Origin of the sequence: Micromonospora sp. WMMC273 (genome assembly GCF_027460285.1) — a bacterium.
In the GTDB taxonomy this organism is placed as follows: Bacteria; Actinomycetota; Actinomycetes; order Mycobacteriales; family Micromonosporaceae; genus Micromonospora; species Micromonospora aurantiaca.
Window position 1 is genome coordinate 2,947,371 of sequence record NZ_JAPZBE010000001.1, and the last position, 19,662, is coordinate 2,967,032.

The 19,662-nt window shown below is 75.6% G+C and carries 15 protein-coding genes; 6 read left to right on the plus strand and 9 right to left on the minus strand.

Features of this window, described 5'->3' with window-relative positions; genetic code table 11:
- Positions 1-5: 5 nt before the first annotated feature.
- From O7611_RS13700 to O7611_RS13710, 3 genes are read right to left on the minus strand one after another with little or no spacing between them, the layout of a single operon-like run.
- On the minus strand, positions 6-596 hold the full coding sequence (locus O7611_RS13700) for a pyridoxamine 5'-phosphate oxidase family protein (protein ID WP_194802521.1): 591 nt from the start codon (positions 594-596) through the stop codon (positions 6-8).
- Positions 597-656: 60 nt separating this feature from the next.
- On the minus strand, positions 657-1,829 hold the full coding sequence (locus O7611_RS13705) for a hypothetical protein (protein WP_269696967.1): 1,173 nt from the start codon (positions 1,827-1,829) through the stop codon (positions 657-659).
- A gap of 12 nt (positions 1,830-1,841) precedes the next feature.
- Positions 1,842-3,194: an MFS transporter gene (locus tag O7611_RS13710; RefSeq protein WP_269696968.1), complete on the minus strand. Its 1,353-nt coding sequence runs from the start codon at positions 3,192-3,194 to the stop codon at positions 1,842-1,844.
- Between the two features lie 73 nt (positions 3,195-3,267).
- Here O7611_RS13710 and O7611_RS13715 point away from each other — a divergent pair, with 73 nt between their 5' ends.
- Genes O7611_RS13715 through O7611_RS13730 form a run of 4 tightly spaced genes read left to right on the plus strand, consistent with a single transcriptional unit; the run spans position 3,268 to position 6,681 of the window.
- A complete protein-coding gene (locus O7611_RS13715; RefSeq protein WP_228532688.1) occupies positions 3,268-3,930 on the plus strand; it encodes a TetR/AcrR family transcriptional regulator in 663 nt (220 codons plus the stop codon).
- Positions 3,931-3,984: 54 nt separating this feature from the next.
- On the plus strand, positions 3,985-5,292 hold the full coding sequence (locus O7611_RS13720) for a flavin-containing monooxygenase (RefSeq protein ID WP_194802524.1): 1,308 nt from the start codon (positions 3,985-3,987) through the stop codon (positions 5,290-5,292).
- Positions 5,289-6,161 (plus strand): SDR family NAD(P)-dependent oxidoreductase, encoded by an 873-nt coding sequence (locus O7611_RS13725; RefSeq protein ID WP_194802525.1) that lies wholly within the window; start codon positions 5,289-5,291, stop codon positions 6,159-6,161. Before O7611_RS13720 ends, O7611_RS13725 begins: the two co-directional genes overlap by 4 nt.
- A 10-nt stretch (positions 6,162-6,171) precedes the next feature.
- On the plus strand, positions 6,172-6,681 hold the full coding sequence (locus tag O7611_RS13730) for an NUDIX hydrolase (RefSeq protein ID WP_194802526.1): 510 nt from the start codon (positions 6,172-6,174) through the stop codon (positions 6,679-6,681).
- Here the strand turns inward: O7611_RS13730 and O7611_RS13735 are convergent.
- The 5 genes from O7611_RS13735 to O7611_RS13755 form a co-directional block, all read right to left on the minus strand.
- Positions 6,678-8,855 carry a glycoside hydrolase family 95 protein gene (locus tag O7611_RS13735; protein WP_269696969.1) on the minus strand — a complete coding sequence of 726 codons (2,178 nt, stop codon included), beginning with the start codon at positions 8,853-8,855 and terminating at the stop codon, positions 6,678-6,680. The two genes, O7611_RS13730 and O7611_RS13735, sit on opposite strands and share 4 nt — an antisense overlap.
- Complete coding sequence (locus O7611_RS13740; protein ID WP_269696970.1) at positions 8,852-9,871, minus strand: LacI family DNA-binding transcriptional regulator; 1,020 nt, start codon at positions 9,869-9,871, stop codon at positions 8,852-8,854. The genes O7611_RS13735 and O7611_RS13740 overlap by 4 nt, the downstream gene beginning before the upstream one ends.
- Positions 9,868-12,276 carry a glycoside hydrolase family 3 C-terminal domain-containing protein gene (locus O7611_RS13745; RefSeq protein WP_269696971.1) on the minus strand — a complete coding sequence of 803 codons (2,409 nt, stop codon included), beginning with the start codon at positions 12,274-12,276 and terminating at the stop codon, positions 9,868-9,870. Before O7611_RS13745 ends, O7611_RS13740 begins: the two co-directional genes overlap by 4 nt.
- A gap of 241 nt (positions 12,277-12,517) precedes the next feature.
- Positions 12,518-13,714: an ROK family transcriptional regulator gene (locus O7611_RS13750; RefSeq protein ID WP_269696972.1), complete on the minus strand. Its 1,197-nt coding sequence runs from the start codon at positions 13,712-13,714 to the stop codon at positions 12,518-12,520.
- A gap of 47 nt (positions 13,715-13,761) precedes the next feature.
- Positions 13,762-16,125, minus strand: a complete 2,364-nt coding sequence (locus O7611_RS13755; RefSeq protein ID WP_269696973.1) for a TIM-barrel domain-containing protein — start codon at positions 16,123-16,125, stop codon at positions 13,762-13,764.
- Between the two features lie 115 nt (positions 16,126-16,240).
- Between O7611_RS13755 and O7611_RS13760 the strand changes: the two genes are divergently transcribed.
- The gene (locus O7611_RS13760; RefSeq protein ID WP_269696974.1) at positions 16,241-18,241 is read left to right on the plus strand and encodes a beta-galactosidase; all 2,001 of its coding nucleotides are present in this window, start codon (positions 16,241-16,243) and stop codon (positions 18,239-18,241) included.
- 49 nt (positions 18,242-18,290) lie between these two features.
- On the opposite strand, the gene O7611_RS13765 is transcribed toward O7611_RS13760, so the two are convergent.
- The gene (locus tag O7611_RS13765) at positions 18,291-18,941 is read right to left on the minus strand and encodes a LysE family translocator (RefSeq protein WP_269696975.1); all 651 of its coding nucleotides are present in this window, start codon (positions 18,939-18,941) and stop codon (positions 18,291-18,293) included.
- Between the two features lie 184 nt (positions 18,942-19,125).
- Between O7611_RS13765 and O7611_RS13770 the strand changes: the two genes are divergently transcribed.
- Complete coding sequence (locus O7611_RS13770) at positions 19,126-19,662, plus strand: GNAT family N-acetyltransferase (RefSeq protein WP_194802534.1); 537 nt, start codon at positions 19,126-19,128, stop codon at positions 19,660-19,662.

A 19,662-nucleotide genomic window follows, 5' to 3' on the forward strand; every position in this document is an offset into this window, starting at 1 on the left:
CGCGCTCAGCCCGCCGGGGTCGGCGGCAGCGGCAGCGGCAGGCCGGGCAGCCCGTCGATGCTGGTGGCGACGTGGTCCTTGCCGGCGAAGTATGCGCTCAGCGACGCGTCGTCCTCCCGGGAGAACCGCCGTTCGTGCAGGTCACGGTCGGCGTCGTAGGTCATGAACGGCACCGCGTAGCCGCAGGTGTCGCGGACCAGCTCGGCGCGCACCACGATGATGGCCCGCAGGCCGTGCGGGCCCGGGTCGATGTCCGGGAAGCGGGTCAGCAGGCCGGGCCAGCGCGGGTCGTCGCGGAACACCGGCTCGCCTCGGCCGTGCACCCGCACGATGTTCGGCGGGCCGGCGAACGCGCACCACATCAGCGTGATCCGGCCGTTCTCCCGCAGGTGGGCGATGGTCTCGGCGTTGCTGCCGGCGAAGTCGAGGTACGCCACGGTGTGCTCGTCGAGCACCGCGAAGCAGCCGCGCAGCCCCTTCGGGGACAGGTTGACGGTGCCGTCACCGGACAGCGGGGCGGTGGCCACGAAGAACATCGGCTGCGCCTCGATGAAGTCCCGCAGCCGGCCGTCGATGCGCTCGTACGTCTTTCCCATGCCCCGATCCTCGCCGCCGGCCCGGGTGTGGCGCTGCCCCGTTCCCAGCCCGTGGCGGCATCAGCCGGTACGCGTACCGAGTCGCGCCAGCGCCGTCGCCAGATCGCTGACCTGGTCGGCGAGCTGCCCGGCCCGGCGCTGCGCGGCGTCCCGGTCGGCCTCGATCACCGCCGTCCGCGCGGCCAGGTCGGCCGCCCGGGCCTCCGCGGCGCTCGCCGCCCGCCGCGCGTCGGCCAGCTCCGCGGCCAGCGCGTCCCGTTCGGCGGTACGGGCGGCAGCCTGCTCGACGGCGGCGGCCACGTCGGCACGGGCGCGCTCGACGGAACCGGCAGCCTCGGCGTGGGCTCGTTCCAGTGCCGCCTCGGCGTCGGCGCGTGCCGCGTCGGCGCGGTCCCGCTCGGCGACTGCTTGCCGCGCGGCGGCGGCCTCGGCGTCGGCACGTTCGGCGGCGGCCCGGGCCGCGCGTTCCGCCTCGCCGGCCCGGGCCTGGGCGGCCTGCGCCTCGGCGCGGGACTGTTCGGCCCGGTCCAGGGCCTCGGTGGCGGAGCGGGTGGCCCGCTCGGCGTCGGCCCGGGCGGCGTCCCGTTCGGCGGTCAGCTCGGCCGCGCGGCGGCGTTCGGCGTCGCGTTCGGTGCGTACCGTGCGCAATTCGTGCCGGGCGGCGTCGCGGTCGCGTTCGGCCTGCACCCGCAGCGCCTGCGCGGCACCCGCCTCGGCGCGCGCGGCGTCGCGGGCTTCCTCCGCGGCGGCGGCCCGCTCGGCGGCGGCGGACGCGGTGGCCTGCGCCCGTTCGGCGCGGTCGGCGGCGGCGTCGCGGTCGGCGTATGCGGCTTGGGTCTGCTGCCGGTCGCGGGCCGCCGCGGCGGTCGCGTCCTCGGCCTCACGGCGGGCCTCGTCGCGTTCGGCGTGCGCGGCGGCGACCTGCGCGGCGGTCTCCGCGCGCAGGTCGGCGAGCTGCCGCTCCACACCGGCAGGGGACAGTTCGGCGTGCAGCGCCTCGGTGAGCGTCTCCACGATCTGATCGAGCCGGTCCACCGCCTCCCAGGTGCGCGCCACCTGCCCGGGCAGGCCGGGGGAGTTGCGGTGACGCATCCGCGAGTTGCGGGCGGCCCGCTGGCAGGCGCCGTCGTTGTCCCGGCAGTAGCGGAACGGGCGGCCCGCGCCGACGCGCTGCGGGACGTCGCGTCCGCAGTGGGCGCAGGGTCGGGTGTCGGTGGCGGGCTCGGCGTCCATCGGGGGCGAAGTCTAGTGGGCCGCGTCCGCGCGGGCCGCGCCGTCGAGGGTGTAGCGGCGTTGCAGCAGCACCGCGACCACCATCACGGCGGCGGGCAGCAACCCGAAGCCGTAGCGCAGCGCGTCCAGCGCGGCCGGGGACTGGGTCACGCTCTGCCCGGCGGTCGAGGCCACGAACCCGCCGGCGGCGAGGCACAGCGCGTACGCGTAGGGACCCAGCGCCGCACCGGTGGCCTCGGTGGCGGTCCACACCCCGGTGTACGTGCCGGCCCGCTCGGTGCCGCCGGCCGCGCGGATCACGTCGGGCAGCATCGAGAATGGCAGCAGTTGCATGCCGGCGAACGCCACCCCGAGCACCGCCACGGCGGCCACCAGCACCGGCAGCCCGGCGGGGCGGCCGATCGCCAGCACCAGCGACCCGGCGGCGAACGCGGCCTGCGCGGCGAGCAGGGCGCGTTGCTTGCCGATCCGCCGCGCCACCGCCAGCCAGCCCGGCGTGACGAGCAGCGCCGGTGCGACGAACGCGGCCACCAGCACCGTCGTGAGCCCGGGGCGGCCCAGCTCGTACTCGGCGTAGTAGGGCACCCCGGCGAGCACCAGGTGGGTGGTGGTGGACATGGCCAGGTACGCGCCGACCAGCCAGCGGAACTGCCGGTCCCGCAGGCTCGCCGCCAGCGCCCGCCACCCGCCCGGGCCGTGCGGCGGGGCCGTGTCGGCGGCGGTACGGCGCAACCGGCCGATCCCGGCGACGCCGACCAGCATCGCGGCGAGCATCCCGGCCGCCAGCACCACGCCCATCCGCAGGTAACCGTCGCGTGTGGCGTCGTCGCCGCCGGCCAGCAGCGGCGCGAGCAGTCCGGAGACCAGGATGCCGAGCGTCAGCACCACCATCCGGAACGCCATCAGCCGGGTCCGCTCGTGGTAGCCGATCCGCAGGTCCGCCGGGGTCGCCAGGTAGGGCACCTGGTACGCGGCGAACAGTAGGTTGCCGGCGACGAAGAACACCGCCACCCAGCCGGCCGCGGCGGCGCCGGTGAGGCCGCCGGGCACCGCGAACAGCGCGGCGAACGCCAGCGGCAGCACACATCCGGCCAGCAGCAGCCGGCGGCGGTGGCCCCGGCGGGCCTGCTCGACGTCGCAGCGGTGCCCGATCCACGGGTGCAGCAGCACGTCGGCGATCTTCGGCAGCAGCAGCGTGAGCCCGGCGAGCCACGGCGCGACGGCCAGCACGTCGGTCAGGAAGTAGAGCAGCAGCAGCCCCGGCACGGTGACCCAGACGCCCATGCCGAGCGAGCCGGTGGCGAACCCGACGAGCGGGCCGCGCGGCAGGGTGACCGCGTCGGAGCGCTGATCCAGCCCGGTCATGGCGGTCTCCTGTCCTCGGGGCACGCCGTCCCCAATCCAACGGTTGCTGGATTGTAGGGGGAACAATGGCCGGATGACCATGCCCCGCCGCCGGCCCGGTCGGCCCCGCCGCGACGACCAGCGGCCGACCCGTGACCTGGTGCTCGCCGCCGCCACCGCGTTGTTCGCCGAGCGGGGCTTCGACGCGGTGAGCGTCCGCGACGTCGCCGCCGCCGCGGGCGTGGACGCGGCCACCGTCGTGCACCACACCGGCACCAAGGCGCAGCTCTACGACGCCTGCTTCGCCCGGGTGTTCAGCGCCGAGCGGCAGGTCGTCGAGGCGGCGGGGGAACGCGCCCGGGCGGCCCTGGCGGCGGGCCCGCAGGACGCGCTGCGCGCGCTGCACGACCTGCTGGACGTGTTCGTCGACTTCCTGGAGGACCGGCCGGAGACGACAGCGCTGTGGCTGCGCCGCTGGCTGGAGCCGCAGCGGCACGGCGAACTGGACCGCCGCTACGCCGCCCCGCTGTACGGGCTGGTCGAGGAGCTGCTGGTGGCGGCGTCCGGAGCGGGCGCCCTGACCGAACCGACCCCGCACGTGACGGTGCGTTCCCTGGTCTGGGCGGTGCACGGGCACGTGGTGGCGCTCGCCGCCGGGACCGGCTCGGATGCGCGGGAGCGGCGGGAGTTCCGGGCGTTCGTGCACCGGTTCCTCGACGCGCTGTACGCCGGCGGCGCGGGAGGCACCCGCCCTTGACGCCGGCCCGCGCTCCGGGGATTATCCATCGGTCGTTGGATTAAGGAGGCGGGCATGGCCGCACCCAGGGTCGCTGTCGTCGGCGCCGGAGCCGCCGGCCTGGCCACACTCAAGGCGCTCGCCGACGCCGGTGTCCCGGCCGTCGCGTTCGAGACGGCCGACACGCTCGGCGGCCTCTGGGTGTACGGCGCACCCGGCTCGCCCGCGTACCGCACGCTGCACCTGAACACCAGCAGGGGACGCACCGAGTTCGCCGACCACCCGATGCCCGCCGACTGGCCGGACTACCCCGACCACACCCGGATCGCGGGCTACCTCGGCGACTACGCCGACCGGTTCGGGCTGCGCGAGGCGGTACGGCTGCGGCACACCGTCGACCGGGTCACCCGCACCGGCGACGGCTGGCGGGTGCGGGCCACCGGACCGGACGGCCCGGTCGCTGTCGACGTCGAGGCGGTGGTGGTCGCCAACGGGCACAACCGGGTGCCGAAGCGGCCCGAGCCGTACCCGGGCGAGTGCACCGCCGAGCAGATGCACAGCCACGACTACCGCGGCCCGGAACAGCTCGCCGGCCGCCGTGTCCTCGTGGTCGGCGGCGGCAACTCCGCCATGGACATCGCCGTCGACGCCTCGTACGCCGCCGCGCGGACGCTGCTGTCGCTGCGCCGCGGCGTCTGGGTGGTACCCAAGTACCTGCTCGGCCGCCCGTCGGACACGCTCAACGGCGCGCTGGCCCGCCGGCTGCCGTGGCGGCTGCGCCAGCGGATCAGCCAGACCATGATCACCACAGCGGTCGGGCCGCCCACCCGGTACGGGCTACCAGCACCGGCGCACGGCTTCCTCCAGGACCACCCGACGCTGTCCGACGCGCTGCTGTCCCGGCTCACCCACGGCGACATCCAGGCCCGGCCCGGCATCGCCCGCTTCGACGGCGACCGGGTCGAGTTCACCGACGGCCGCCACGACGACGTCGACCTGGTCGTCTGGTGCACCGGCTACCGGGTCGAGATGCCGTTCCTCGACCCGGCGCTGCTCGGCGACGGCGCCGACCGGCTGCCGCTGTACCGGCACGTGTTCCACCTGGACGCCCCTGGCCTGGCGTTCGTCGGGCTCATGCAGTCCACCGGCGCGGCGTTCCCCCTGGTCGAGGCGCAGGCCCGGCTGGTGGCCGCGCGCCTGGCCGGCACCTGGGCGCCACCGGACCCGGCCCGGCAGGCCGCCGCCTGCCGCGACGAGCTGCGCGCCGCCACCGCCCGGTGGGGGCAGCGCCGCCCGCACATGCGCGTCGACTTCGACGTCTACCTGGCCGAGCTGGGCCGCGAACTGGCCGCCGGTCGGCGCCGCGCGGGAGCGGGACGATGAGCGCGGCAGGCAAGGGGCGGGCCGGAGTGGACGCGTCGGTCCGTGGCAGCGGGCTGGCCGGACGGCGGGTGCTGGTCACCGGCGCCCGGGGCACGTTCGGGCAGCACCTGGGCGCGGCGCTGACCGCCGCCGGCGCGCAGGTGGTCGGGCTGGACCTGCACGCCGACCTCGACGCCACGCCGCCGGTGCTCGGCGTCGACCTGACCGACCCGGCCGCGACGCCACCGGCGGTGGCTGCAGCGGTCGACCGGCTCGGCGGGCTGGACCTGCTGATCAACAACGCCGGGGTGGGCGGGCCCGCGCCCGCCGAGCTGCCGCCGGACGAGGTGGTACGCCGCCAGATCGAGGTGAACCTGCTCGCCTCCTGGCGCACCACCGCCGCCGCGATGCCCGCCCTGGAGGCGGCCCGCGGCCGGGTGATCTTCGTGGCCAGCCGGATGGCGGTGCTGCCGCTGCCCCTCGCAGCCGCGTACGGCGTCAGCAAGCGGGCGCTCGTCGCGTACGCCGACGCGTTGCGCCACGAGGTAGGCACCCACGTCGGCGTCAGCGTCGTCTACCCGAGCATGGTCGCCTCCCCGATCCACGACAGCACGGTGGCGGCCGGACTGTCGCTGAGCGGGGTGTCCCGCCCGGAGCCGGTCGAGGGGGTGGTGGCGGCGATCCTGCGCGCCGCCACCGCCCGGCGCGCGCCACGGGACGTGGCCACCACCCGGCGCGGCCGGATCGAACTGGCGCTGGCCCGCCACGCTCCGGCCCTCGCGGACCGGATGGTGCGCCGTACCGTCGCCACCCGGCTGGCCGCCGGTGACCTGGACGGTGCGGCGCTGGCCGAGGGCATGGTCCGGCGGCACCGGCAGGACCGCCGGTAGCCTGCTCGGCATGGCCGTCTCGCCCTACATCGCCCGGCTGCGCCGCCACGTCGGCCACGACCTGCTCATGCTGTACGGCGTCAGCGGCGTGGTCACCGACGACGCGGGACGGGTGCTGCTGGCCCGCCGGGGCGACAACGGCCGCTGGTCCGTGCCGGCGGGCACCGTCGACCCGGGCGAGCAGCCGGCCGACGCGCTGGTGCGCGAGGTCCACGAGGAGACCGGCGTCAAGGTGGCGATCGACCGGCTCGCCGGCGTCGCCACCCACCCGGTGGTCTACCCCAACGGCGACGCCTGCGAATACCTGAACATCTGGTTCCGCTGCCGGGCGGTCGGCGGCGCGCCGACCGCCGACGGCGACGAGTCGCTGGCGGTGGCCTGGTTCGCCCCGGACGCACTGCCCGACCTGGACGACTGGGCACGGCTGCGGATCGGCACCGCGCTGACCGACGACGCCCCGCCCTGGTACGCCGCGCCGGGCGAGAGCCACCCGGCGCTGCACCAGCCCGACAACCTCTAGGCGAACAGCACCTCGTACGGCCGGTCCGGGGCCAGATCCACCGCACAGTGGCCGCCGGGCGCGTGCACCACCACGCGCTGCGCCACCGGCGACACCAGCCGCGCCCGGATCCGGCCCGGCGCCCAGGTCAGCTCCTCGACGGTGACCCGGCCCCGGCAGGTGATGCCGCGCAGCGTCCCGGCGGGCAGATCCGGCAGCGGCGCCGGCAGCAGCCGCAGCGTTCCCGGGCGCGACTGCACCAGCGACTCGATCAGCACCGCCGGCAGCGCGTGCGCGGCGTCGGCGTTGTACGTGGTCCGGCCCGGGTTGTGCGCGCTCATCAGCGACCGGAAGAACATGTCCGCGCCGACGATCTTGCGCAGGTTCGCCGCGACCAGGTCGCCGTCACGCAGCCGTGCCGCCGCCAGCGCCCGGTGCAGGCTGCCGTGCGCGGACCGGTTCTCGTCGCCGCGCAGCGTCAGTGCCCGGTGGGCGGCGACGGCCAGCTCCGGGGTGTCGTCCCTGTCGATCTCGTGCAGCGGCCACACCGGATACAGGTGGCTGACGTGCCGGTGGTCCTCGTCGCCGGTGCTGCCGGGCCACGCCCACTCGGCGAGCGCGCCGCGCCCGTCCACCAGGTAGTCCGGCGGTCGCACCCCGGCCCACCTGTCGTCGCCTGTCACCTCGGCGGCCAGCCGCAGCGCGTGCCGGGCCGCCGCGACGTCCATCGTGGCGTTCACCGCGACCGGCGCGATCCGGCGAGTGCCGTCGTACGGGCCGGTCTCCGGCGAGTACGACGGCACCAGCGCCGGCCGGCCGTCCACTGCGGTCAGCACGTCGGCGAAGAAGTCCGCCACCTCGGCCAGCCAGCCGGCCACCTCGCCCAGCGGCTCACCGGTGACCAGGTGGTGTTCGTGCAGCGGGTGCAGCAGCCAGTCCGCGCCGGCCAGCCACGCGGTGAACGGCCAGTCGGGGTGGACGTGGAACAGGTGCCCGTGCTCGCCGTCGGTGCGGCTGGGCGCCAGCAGCCCGCGTGCCCCGTACACCACGCGGGCGTTGGCACGCCAGTGGTCCACCTGGGCGGCGACCAGCCGGGCGTGCGCCGCTGTCACCTCCGGCAGCGCGCCCACGTTCGCGCCTGCCAGTTGGAGGTTCAGGTTCGCGTCGGTGGTGAAGTCACCGGCCCACGCCGCGTCCCAGGAGCCCAGCCACAGCCCGGTCAGCCGGGGCGGCAGCACCCCGCTGGCGCTGAACAGCAGGTACCGGCCGGCATGGAACAGCCGTTCCAGCAGCGCCGGGTCCAGCCGGTCCGGCGTTGCGGCCTGCCTGGCCAGCAGCTCACCGACTGGTAACGCCCGGTCGGCGGCGGGCACGCCGAGGTCCAGGCCGACCCGGGTGTACGGACCACGATGGCGAGGTACGTGCCGGGCCAGCAGCGTGCCGTAGTCGGCGGCCACCGCGGCGAGCCGCCGCTCCGAGGCCCGGGTCCGCCAGGGCGGCGCGTCGGGCCGGTCGACGAGCGTGGTGAGCAGCGCCGGTCCGCGTACCCGCACCCGGTCGCCGTCGACGGTCACGTCGCCGCGCAGCAGGGTCAGCCCCTCGAACCCCCACGCGCCGCCGGCGTCCGGGTAGCGTGCGCGTACGCGCAGGAACACCAACCCGTCGCGGCGGTACGCGGCGTGCTCGTAGACCACGTCGGCCGGCTTGCCGGGCAGCTCACCGGTCGCCCCCACCACGCAGTCGCCCTGGTCGAGGTGCAGCACCGCGACGCCGTCGGCGCGGGAGGCGAAGCAGCGCCGCCGCCCGCCCGACCACTCGACGGTCACCTCGCCGTTGGTGAAGTCGGTGTCGCGCCGGTAGTCGCATACCGGTCCGGGCGGCGCGTCGACCGTGAGCGCGTACCCGGGGTGGAACGACTGGGTCCACTTCAGTTCCCGGCCGCCGGTGAGCAGCCGGGCGGCCTCGGCCCGGCGCCCGGCGAGCACCAGCGCGCGGATGTGCGGCATCCGGTCGGCCAGCTCGGGCGCGCGGGCGTTCCGGGTGCCGTTGGGCAGGACGAGCCGGTGGTGGTTCACCACGATCCGTTCCGCGTGCGGCCGCCCGTGGACCATGAGTCCCAGCTCGCCGTTGCCGGTGAGGAACGCGTCCGTCCAGTCGCCTGCCGGTGCGGTGTCGTGGATGCGGTGCGCCGTCACCGGGCGGCGCTGGTGTCTCGCACGGTGAGGTGCGGCTCCAGCAACGTCACCTCCGGCACTCCCTCGCCGCTCAACCGCCGCATCAGCAGCGCCACCGCCTGCTTGCCGACCTCCTCGGCGGGCACCGGTACGCAGGTGAGTCCCGATTGTTCGGCCAGCTCGTCCGGGCAGATCGCGACCACCGACACGTCGCGGGGCACCCGGCGGCCCAGCAGCGGCAGCGTGGCGAGCACCGGCCCGACCGCCGACTCGTTCTGCACCACCAGCCCGGTGACGTCCGGGTGGTCGGCGAGCAGCGCCTCCAGGTCGTGGCGTACCGCGGCCGGTCCCTCCTCGCAGGGCCGGGTCACCGCGTCGACGCCGAGCCGCTCGGCGGCGGCGCGTACCCCGGCGCGGGTGCGGTGGGCGAACCCGGTGCCCCGGTCGTAGACCGCGGCGGGCGCGCCGAGCAGCGCGACCCGCCGGTGCCCGGCGGCGGCCAGGTGCTCCACGCACAGCTCACCGGCGCGCCGGAAGTCGAGGTCCACACAGGCCAGTCCGGTGCTGTCGGCGGGGTGCCCGATCAGGACACCCGGCAGCGCCAGGTCCCGCAGCAGCGGCACCCGGGAGTCCTCCAGCTCCACGTCCATCAGCAGCACGCCGTCGACGAGTGCGCTGCCGGCGATGCGGTGCAGCCCGGCCGGTCCCTCGTCGGCGGTGACCAGCAGCACGTCGTGGTCGTAGCTGCGGGCGGTGGTGACCACTGCGGTGGCGAAACGCATCACCACCGGCACCTGCATGCCGGTACGCAGCGGCAGCACCAGCGCGATCACGTTCGCCTTACGGCTGGCCAGCGCGCGGGCCCCGGCGTGCGGGTGGTAGCCCAGCGCGCGGACACTGGCGAGCACCCGGCCGCGGGTGGTGGCCGAGATGGTGCGTTTGCCGCTGAGCACGTACGACACGGTGCTGGCGGCCACCCCGGCGTGCCGGGCCACGTCGGCGATGGTGACCTGCTCACCCGGGGTGCGCCCGCTCACCGGGCCGCTCCGATGCGGGAGTCCGCCGGCTCGGCCGTGGCGTCGCCGCCGGTGACGGTCAGCGTGCCGGCCAGCCGGATGTCGCGCGCGGACCGGCCGACGAGCACGGAGTGGACGGCGTCCTCCACCACCATCGCGGCGCGGGTCTCGTCCCACCAGGCCAGATCGGCGGTACGCAGCCGCAGCGTCACCCGGGCGGCGCAGCCCGGGTCGAGCGTGACGCGGGCGAAGTCGCGCAACTGCCGCAGCGGCTGCTTGACCCGGGAGTGCCGCTGCCGGGTGTAGAGCTGCACGACCTCGGTGCCCGGGCGGCGGCCCGTGTTGGTGACCTCGACGCTCACCTCCACCTCCTCGCCGGCACGCGCCGTGGTGGTGCTCAACCGGAGGTCAGCGTAGTCGAACGTGGCGTAGCTGAGCCCGTGCCCGAACGGGTACAGCGGCTCACCCCGGTGGTACAGGTAGGTGGCGTCGGCGCCGATGACGTCGTAGTCGAGCAGGTCGGGCAGTTCGGCGGCGTCGGCGTACCAGGTCTGGGTGAGCCGCCCGCCCGGGTCGGCCGCCCCGAGCAGCACGTCGGCGAGCCCGTTGCCGTGTTCCTGTCCACCGTGGGCGCTCCACAGCACCGCCGGCACGTGTTCCTGTGCCCAGCCCGCCGCGTACGGGTAGCTGCTGGTCAGCGCCAGCACGGTACGCGGGTTCGCGGCGTGCACGGCCCGCAGCAGTTCGGCCTGGCCGGTGGGCAGCGCCAGGTCGGCGCGGTCCTCGGTCTCCCGGCCGTTGACCATCGGGTGGTTGCCGAGCACCACCACCGCCACGTCGGCGGCGGCGGCGAGCGCGGCGGCAGCGGCAGCTCCGTCGACGAGCAGCGTCACGGTGAACACGGCCGGGTCGCCGGTGGCGACGTTCAGCCGTCCGTCCGGTGCGACGCCGACGTGCCGGCCGGTGGAGAGGTGGTGCAGCAGCGCGGTGCCGTCGGGCCGGTGGTGCAGGCGGAACGTCTCGCGGACCACCCAGCCGCCGGGTCCGTCGCGGTCGGCGACGAGCGCTCCGGTGTCGTCGGCGCCGACGTAGCGGCCGGTGTCCACGGCGCGCAGCGCCACCACGTCCTGCCCCCAGTCGACCACGTCGAACTCGGCCGGGCTGTCGCCGAGCGCCAGCGGGCCCTCGTCGCCCTGGCGTACCGCCCGGTCGCCGACGTGCAGGGTGATCCGGTCGGTGCCGGGGTGGGTGGTCACAGCGGGCAGCCGCCCGAGCAGCCCGCCGTACGGGCTGATCGCGTACGGCGGGGTGCCGCTGTACCAGTCGGTGAGCACGGTGTCGGCGAGCGGGCCGAGCACGGCGACCCGGGTGCCGGGGCGCAGCGGCAGCAGGCCGTCGTTGCGCAGCAGCACCACCGACTGGCGGGCGGCCTCGCGGGCGAGTTCCCGGTGGGCGAGGCTGTCGAGCGTGTCCGGCGGCACGTCGTCGTGCGGGTCCGGGGCCAGGTCGCCCAGCCGCGACCGGACGGACAGGATCCGCCGCACCGCCCGGTCCACGTGGGAGGGCTCGATCAGCCCGCGCGCCAGCGCCTCGGTGAGACGCTCCACTGTGGGGGCGCTGTCCTCGTCGTCCTCGGTGAAACTGTCGATGCCGGCGCGCAGCGCAGCGGCGAAGCCGGCCACGTGGTCGGGCAGGTACTCCTGCACGCCGGCGATGTTGCCGACCGCCCCGGCGTCACCGACCACCATGATCTCGTCGTCGGCGTAGCCGCGCAGCTCACCCTCGATCAGTGGGCTCAGGTGCGCCGGTACGCCGTCGACCAGGTTGTACGACGCCATCACCGCCACCGCCGCGCCCGCCGCCAGGGGAGCGCGGAACGCGGGCAGCTCGTACTCGTGCAGCACCCGCGGCGGCAGGTCGCTGGAGGTGGTGGCCCGGTCGGTCTCGTTGTTGTAGCCGAGGAAGTGCTTGAGCGTCGGCGCGGTCCGCAGCCGGATCGGGTGGTCGCCGCGCAACCCCAGCGCGTACGCGGTGGCGAGCCGGCCGGTCAGCCACGGGTCCTCGGACCAGCCCTCCTCGTTGCGCCCCCACCGGGGGTCGCGCAGCGGGTTGACCACCGGCGCCCACACGTTGAGGCCGACGCGGTCCGGGTCGGCCCGGTGCTTGACCCGCACCTCGTCGCCGACGGCGGACCCGACCGCCCGGATCAGGTCCGGGTTCCAGCTCGCGGCGAGGCCGATCGCCTGCGGGAAGACGGTGGCGGTGCCGAGCCACGCGACGCCGTGCAGCGCCTCGGTGCCGGTGCGGAACGCGCGCAGGCCGAGCCGGGGCACCGGCGCCTGCCACTGGTGCAGCAGGCCGAGCTTCTCCGGCAGCGTGAGCCGGGCCAGCAGGTCGTCGAGACGGTGGGGGACGAGGTCGGTCATGGTGGGCGCCTCCGGTCGGCGTTCGGGCCGCCGCTCCTTCGTCGAAGCGCTTCGACGAACGAGCCGGTGATGCGGCGGCGCGTACGCGAGAAAGGGGTGGTGGTGGGGGTCGGCGGTGTCGGCCCGGAGCGGTGGTGAAGCGCTTCGACAATCGCCGAAAAATACGCCGCTTCGCAGGTTGCCCGGTCCCGGAACGCGGCGCTACCGAGGTTGACACCTTCCGGCGGGTGCGGTCAAGGGGTTATCCGGCGGGCAGGCGTCCCGCCTCCACGGTGGCCAGCGCGGCGGTGGCCCCACCCAGCGCGCCGGCCGCGGACCCGAGCGTGCTGACCTCCAGCCGTACGCCGGGCGGGACGGGTGTGCGGGCGGCGAGTTCGGCGTGGGCGGCCGGCAGCAGCCACGGCGCGAGCGCCGCCAGGTGGCCGCCGACCACCACCACCTCCGGGTCGAGCAGCCCGGACAGCACCGACACCGCCTGCCCGAGCAGCCGGCCGATCTCGGTGAGCCCGGTCCGTACCGGCTCGTCCCCGGCGCGGGCCACGGCCTGGATCCGCTCGATCTCCGGCAGGTGGTCGGTGACCGGCCCGGCGTCCGGCAGCAGCCGGCCGATCACCGCGTCCACGCCGAGGAGCGCGGTGAGGCAGCCGCGCCGCCCGCAGTCGCAGGGCGGGCCGTCGGCGGCCAGCGGCAGGTGCCCGATGTCGCCGGCGAAGCCGCGGCCGCCGCGCAGCAGCCGGCCGCCGCTGATCAGGCCCGCGCCGATCGTCGGGCCGCCGGTGAGGTGCACCAGGTCGGTGGTGGCGGCGTACGGGCCGTGCCGCCGCTCGGCCAGCACGGCGAGGTTGGCCTCGGTGTCGACGGTGACGGGGAAGCCCCTGTCGCGCAGCGCGCGGCGCACCGACGCGGCAAGCGGCACACCGCGCCAGCCCAGCGCCGGGGCGGCCGGCACGTCGCCGTCCGGATCGACCAGCCCTGGTACGGCAACGGTCAGGCCGAGCACGGTGCGGTCGGCGCCGATGCGGGTGACGGCCCGCCGGACCAGGGCGGCGAGCGCCTTCACCGTCTCCTCCGGACCGGCGGTGGCGGCGGGGAACGCGCGCCGCCAGGTGAGCACCGGGTCGCCGCCCAGCCCGGCGGCGACCGCCACCAGTTCGTCCGCGCCGACGCGCAGGCCGAGCCCGGCGTAGCGGGAGCCGTCGAGCACGAGCATGGTGGCCGGGCGGCCGACCCGGTTCTCGGTCAGCCCGGTCTCGCGCAGCAGACCGTGCTCGATCAGTTCGGCGACCAGGCTGGAGACGGTGGCCTTGTTCAGCCCGGTGCGCGCGGCGACGTCGGCCCGGGAGCAGGGGGCGTGCCGGCGGACGTGCCGGAGCACCGCGGCCCGGTTGGTCACCCGCACGTCGCCGAGATCGGCCGTCGGCCGGTCGATGCTGATCACGTACTGCCCGCCTCCTGCGCCCGGCCCGAGTTCGGCTACAGCTTAAACTAAATGGGCGAGATTCCGGCCGGCCGGTCTCCGCCGCCGAACCACGGCGCGAACGGCGTCACCGGGACCGGCTCGCCGCCGAGCACCACCCGGCGCGGCGGATCCTCCCCGACCACGCTGACCCGCCGCACGTCCAGCGGCCCGTCCACGCGTACACGCAGCGTGTCCCCGTCGCGTGCGGCGGTGATCGTGGTGTCGCCGTCGGGGTCCCGCACCACGCCCACGCCGTCGCCGCCGCCCCAGGCCACCAGCGTGACGTCCCGGAACGGGCCGGTACCGACCGTCGCCGCGGGCGCCACCGTGGGGATCAGCGCGCCGTGCCGCACGTACAGCGGCAGCCGGTCGATGGGTACGCGCACCCGCAGGTGCTGGCCGCCGGGGTGCCGCTGCCCGGTGTACGCGTCCAGCCAGTCGTCGCCCGCCGGCAGGTACACGGCGCGTTCGCCGGACGGGTCGAGCACCGGCGCCACCAGCAGGTCGGGGCCGAGGCGGTACTGGAGGTCGGCGGTCCAGGCGGCCGGGTCGTCCGGGGTGTCGACGAGCAGCGCCCGCAGCATCGGGCCGCCGGTGCGGGCGCTCGCCACCGCCGCCGACCAGAGGTACGGCAGCAGCCGGTAGCGCAGCCGCAGCGCATCCACCGCGTGCCGTTCCGCCTCGGGCGGGAACTCCCACGGCAGGCGGCTGGTGGTGCCGTGCAGCCGTACCAGCGGGGAGAGCGCGCCGAACTGGGTCCAGCGCACGTACAGGTCCGGTTCGGGGGTGCCGTGGAAGCCGCCGGTGTCGTGGCTCCAGAACGGCACGCCGGACAGCCCGTGGGACAGGCCGCCGCGCAGCGTGCTGGCCATGCCGGGCCAGGTGGCGTTGACGTCGCCGCTCCACTGGGCGCTGTGCCGCTGCCCGCCCAGGTACGACGAGCGCGCCCACACGGTACGGTGCCCGGCCACCTCCTCGGTGACGTCGGCGACCGCGTCGTTGAACAGCAGCGCGTAGACGTTGTGCAGTTCCACACCGGTCATGCCGTTGTGGGCGACCGCGTCGGCGGGTACGCCCTCGGCGAAGTCGGTCTTGAACACCGCGACGCCCTGCGCCAGCAGTGGCCGCAGCAGGCCCTGGAACCAGCGCACCGCGGCCGGGTTCGTGAGGTCCACGACGGCGCCAGCCGGGTAGCTGCCGTGCCAGGTGTCGGCGACGTACGTGCCGCCGTCGGGATGGCGCAGGAAGTACCCGGCGGCCTCGGCCTCGGCGTAGAGCGGGCTGCCGGTCATCAGGTACGGGTTCATCCACAGGCACACCCGGAAGCCCTGCTCGGTGAGGTCCTTGAGCATGCCGTCCGGGTCGGGGAAGGCGTCGGCGTCCCAGCGCAGGTCCGACCAGTGCCCGGCGACCTGCCAGTAGCAGTCCAGGTGCAGCACGTCGCAGGGGACGTCCCGCTCGCGGAGGCGCCGGGCCCGCTCCAGCACCCGCTGCTGGCTGTCCGGGAAGAAGCCGGACGAGATCCACGCGCCGAACGCCCACCGCGGCGGCAGGTACGGCCGCCCGGTCAGCGAGTCGAGCCGGTCGAGCACCCGCTCCGGGGTGGGCCCGGCCAGCACGTAGTAGTCGAGCAGGTCGTCCGGGACGAGGATCTGCACGCTGCTGTGGGTGCTCGCGCACACGTCGAACTGCACCGGCAGCCCGCTGTCGACGAGGACGCCGTAGCCGCGGTCGGACAGGTAGAACGGCACGTTCTTGTGCGAGCGGTCGGACTCGCCGCCGAAGGCGTCGAAGTTCCACATCAGCGGTCGCTGGCCGCGCTTGTCCAGCGGCGTGAACTTCTCGCCGAAGCCGACGAACCGTTCGTCGCCGGGTGCCACGAAGCTCTCGTGCCAGGCGACCGGCTCGCCGTCGACTGTGGAGCGGCCGAGCGGCAGCGTGCGGCGGCGGCCGCTGATGTCCCGCGTACCACCGTCGGAGGCCAGCAGCAGCCGCCCGTCGGAGGCGAGGAAGCGCAGCCCCCACGGGTCCAGGCGCACCTCGGCGACCACGCCGCCGGCGCCCACCCGGACGTGCCCGTCGGCCACGGTCACCGTCGCCGGGTGCGGCTGCGGGTGGACCAGCGTCAGCGCGGCCGCGGACCGGCTGCGGACGGAGAGGTCGTCGGCGAGGCGTACCCGGATGATCCCGTCTCCGGCGGCCTCGACGCGCGCGACCAGCGTGCGGCCGGACGCGCAGGTCGCGGTGAGCGTGACGCCGTGCGCGTCGGTCGCGGCGACCTCGGCCCGCAGCACGTCGTCGGCGCCCTCCTCGCCGGGGGCGCGGACCGGCAGGTCGGGCGGGTCGGCCACGAACGTCTCGTACGGGACCAGCGGCGGGCGGTACGGCATGGGCGTCTCCTCGCGGCGTCCACGGGCGGTCCCGCCAGTTTCTTTGGAAGCCCAACTAACTGTCAATGATCGACGGCATTGACTTTCCTTCTCACCTGTTCCTATTTTGGCCGGGATGCCAACTAAAACGCCGTGGGACGACGGCCGGCTCTGCTACGGCGGGGACTGGAACCCGGAACAGTGGCCGCCCGAGGTGTGGCGCGAGGACGTCGCCCTGATGCGCGCGGCCGGGGTCGACCTGGTCACCGTCGGCGTGTTCGCCTGGTCCCGGCTGGAACCCGAACCCGGCCGCTACACGCTCGGCTGGCTCGACGACGTCCTGGACCTGCTGCACGCGGCCGGCATCCGGGCCGCCCTGGCCACCCCCACCGCGTCGCCGCCACCCTGGTTCTCGCTGCGCCACCCGGACGCGCTGCCGGTCACCGCCGACGGCGTCCGCCTGACCCACGGCAGCCGGGACACCTACTGCGCCGCCGCGCCCGCGTACCGGCACGCCGCCCGCAGCATCGCCGAGGTGCTGGCCGCCCGCTACGCGCACCACCCGGCGCTCGCGCTGTGGCATGTGCACAACGAGTACGGCACCACCTGCCACTGCCCGCACATCGAGGCGGCGTTCCGCCGCTGGCTCACCACTCGCTACGGCGACCTCGACGCGCTGAACGACGCCTGGGTCACCAGCTTCTGGAGCCAGCACTACTCCGACTGGGCTCAGGTCGGCACACCCCGCGCCACCCAGTACCTCGCCAACCCCGGCCAGCTGCTCGACTTCCGCCGCTTCTGGTCCGACACGTTGCTGTCCGCGTACATCGAGCAGCGTGACCTGCTCCGCGTGGCCAACCCGGCGGTGCCTGTCACCACCAACTACGTGCTCGGCGACTGGGTGCCGGTCGACCACGCCCGCTGGGCGCGCGAGGTCGACCTGGTCGCGATCGACCACTACCCGTCCGCGACCGGCATGGGCGCCGAGGAGCAGACCGCGTTCGCCGCCGACGTGGCCCGCGGCTGGGCCCGTCACGGTGCCGGCCGTCCGGTGCCGTGGCTGCTGATGGAGAGCGCGCCCAACCAGATCCACACCGCCGGGCGGATGCACACCAAGGAACCCGGCCGGATGACCCGGCACAGCCTCGCCCACGTGGCACGCGGTTCCGCCGGGGTGATGTTCTTCCAGTGGCGGGCCCCGGCCGGCGGGGCGGAACGCTTCCACTCGGCTGTGGTGTCGCACGCCGGGGCGGATACCCGCGTGTTCCGCGAGGCCGCCGACCTGGGCGCCGCGCTGGGCCGCCTCGCCGGAACCGTGGCGGGCCGCGTCCGGGCGGCGGTGGCCATCGCGTACGACGCGGCGAGCGGCTGGGCGCTGCGGCACCCGGGGATGCCCCGCGACGCACTCGACCACCCCGGCGAGGCCGCCGCCGCGCACCGGGCCCTGTGGCACGCGGGCGTCACCGCCGACGTGGTGCCGCCCGGCACCCCGCTCGACGGTTGCCGGCTGCTCGTGCTACCCGCCCTCTACCTGGCCTCGGACGCCACAGTCGACTGGGTACGCCGGCACGTTCACGACGGTGGGCACCTGCTGGTGACCTGGCTCAGCGGCGTCGCCGACGAGCACGCCCGGGTACGCCTCGGCGGCTACCCGGGCGCGTACCGGGATCTGCTCGGGGTGCGGGTGGAGGAGTTCCACCCGCTCGCCGACGACGATCACGTGCCGCTGAGCGGGGGCGGGACCGGCCGGATCTGGTCGGAGACGGTGCACCCGGCCGGCGCGGAGACGGTGCGCGCGTACGCCGGGGGAGTGCTGGACGGGCGGCCCGCGATCACCCGGCACCGGGTCGGTGACGCGTACGCCTGGTACGTCTCCACCCGCCCCGACGACGACACCTACCGGCGGCTGCTCACCAAGGCAGCAGGGCTCGCCGGTGTGACCCCGGCCTGTTCCGGCGCGCCCGAGGGCGTCGAGGCGGTACGCCGCCACGACGGCCTGCTCTACCTGCTCAACCACACCGACCGGCCGCAGCGGGTGCCGACTGCCGGGTTCGAGCTGCTGACCGGCGCGACCGTCGACGGCGAGTTGACGGTGGCGCCCGGTGGCGTGGCGGTGGTACGCGAGGAGATCCCGTGACGCGCTCCGGCGGTGGGACTGCGGCGGGCGCTGACGCGCGTACCCCGGGTCAGGGGGTGGCGACGGCGGCGCGGGAGCGGTCGGCGGCGATCCGCACCGCGAGCGCCGCCAGCACCGTGCCCATCACCCACCGCTGCACGCGCGCCCAGCCCGGACGGCGGGTGAGGAACGCCGACACCGAGCCGGCGCTCAGCACGATGAGCGCGTTCACGGTCAGCGCCACGGCGATCTGGGTCAGGCCGAGCAGCAGACTCTGCACCGCCACGTGCCCCCGCGCCGGGTCGACGAACTGCGGCAGCAGCGACACGTACAGGATGGCGATCTTCGGGTTGAGCAGGTTGGTGACCAGGCCCATGATGAACAGGCGCCGGGGCCGGTCCGGCGGCAGCGGCGCCGGGGTGAACGCCGACGTGCCACCGGGGCGCATCGTCCGCCAGGCCAGCCACAGCAGGTACGCCGCGCCGGCCAGCTTCACCGCCGTGTACAGCGGCGGGACCAGCACGAACACGGTGGCGATGCCGGCCACCGCGGCGGCCAGGTAGACCAGGAAGCCGACCGCCACGCCGAGCAGCGACACCAGCCCGGCCCGCCGCCCCTGCGTCACCGACCGGGACACCAGGTAGACCATGTTCGGCCCGGGCGTGAGCACCAGACCAAGCGCCACCAGGGCGATTCCCATGACCGCGCCGACAGTGACCACGTCGCCTCCCCGTTGCCGCCTTCCCGGACCCTACGCCCACCCGCCGCCCCGCACTGTCCCCGCCCGCCCTCACTGCGTCGATCATGAAGTTGACTGCCGGCGGTGCCCGATTTGTCGCCGCCAACCTCATGATCGCCGGGGCGGGGGGCGGTGGTGCCGGTGCTGCGGCGGTGATACTTGCCGCATGTCGATCGTGCTGTCCGCACCGGCCACCCCGACCGCTCCCGCCCTGCTGCTGCGCCCGTGGCGCGACGGTGACGCCGACGCGCTGATCGAGGCGTACCGGGATCCGGTGCTGCGCGCCTGGACCAGGCATCCGGTGACCGGACCGGCGCAGGCGCAGGTGTTCCTGCGGCGCAGCCACCAGGGCTGGGCGGCCGGGCACCGGTTCATGTTCGCGGTGCTGGAGGAGGACCGGGTGGCGGCCTGCGTGGTGCTCAAGGACGTCCGTCCGGGACGCCCGTCCGCCGAGATCGGCTACTGGACGGCCGCGCCGGCACGCGGCCGCGGCGTCGCGCCACGGGCGGTCGAGGCGGTCACCGCGTGGGCGTTCGCCCGGTTCGCCGCCGCCGGCCTGACCCACCTGGAGCTGCTGCACCAGGTCGACAACCCGGCCTCCTGCCGGGTGGCGGAGAAGAGCGGGTACGTCTTCACCGAGGTGCTGCCGGCCCGCGCGCCGTTCCCCCGGGACGGCCACCGCCACGTCCGCCGCCTGCCCTGA

Coding starts and splice junctions, on each gene's coding strand:
- O7611_RS13700 (WP_194802521.1), bottom strand. CDS start 596: ATGGGAAAGACGTACGAGCGCATCGACGGCCGGCTGCGGGACTTCATC.
- O7611_RS13705 (WP_269696967.1), bottom strand. CDS start 1,829: ATGGACGCCGAGCCCGCCACCGACACCCGACCCTGCGCCCACTGCGGA.
- O7611_RS13710 (WP_269696968.1), bottom strand. CDS start 3,194: ATGACCGGGCTGGATCAGCGCTCCGACGCGGTCACCCTGCCGCGCGGC.
- O7611_RS13715 (WP_228532688.1), top strand. CDS start 3,268: ATGACCATGCCCCGCCGCCGGCCCGGTCGGCCCCGCCGCGACGACCAG.
- O7611_RS13720 (WP_194802524.1), top strand. CDS start 3,985: ATGGCCGCACCCAGGGTCGCTGTCGTCGGCGCCGGAGCCGCCGGCCTG.
- O7611_RS13725 (WP_194802525.1), top strand. CDS start 5,289: ATGAGCGCGGCAGGCAAGGGGCGGGCCGGAGTGGACGCGTCGGTCCGT.
- O7611_RS13730 (WP_194802526.1), top strand. CDS start 6,172: ATGGCCGTCTCGCCCTACATCGCCCGGCTGCGCCGCCACGTCGGCCAC.
- O7611_RS13745 (WP_269696971.1), bottom strand. CDS start 12,276: ATGACCGACCTCGTCCCCCACCGTCTCGACGACCTGCTGGCCCGGCTC.
- O7611_RS13755 (WP_269696973.1), bottom strand. CDS start 16,125: ATGCCGTACCGCCCGCCGCTGGTCCCGTACGAGACGTTCGTGGCCGAC.
- O7611_RS13760 (WP_269696974.1), top strand. CDS start 16,241: ATGCCAACTAAAACGCCGTGGGACGACGGCCGGCTCTGCTACGGCGGG.
- O7611_RS13770 (WP_194802534.1), top strand. CDS start 19,126: ATGTCGATCGTGCTGTCCGCACCGGCCACCCCGACCGCTCCCGCCCTG.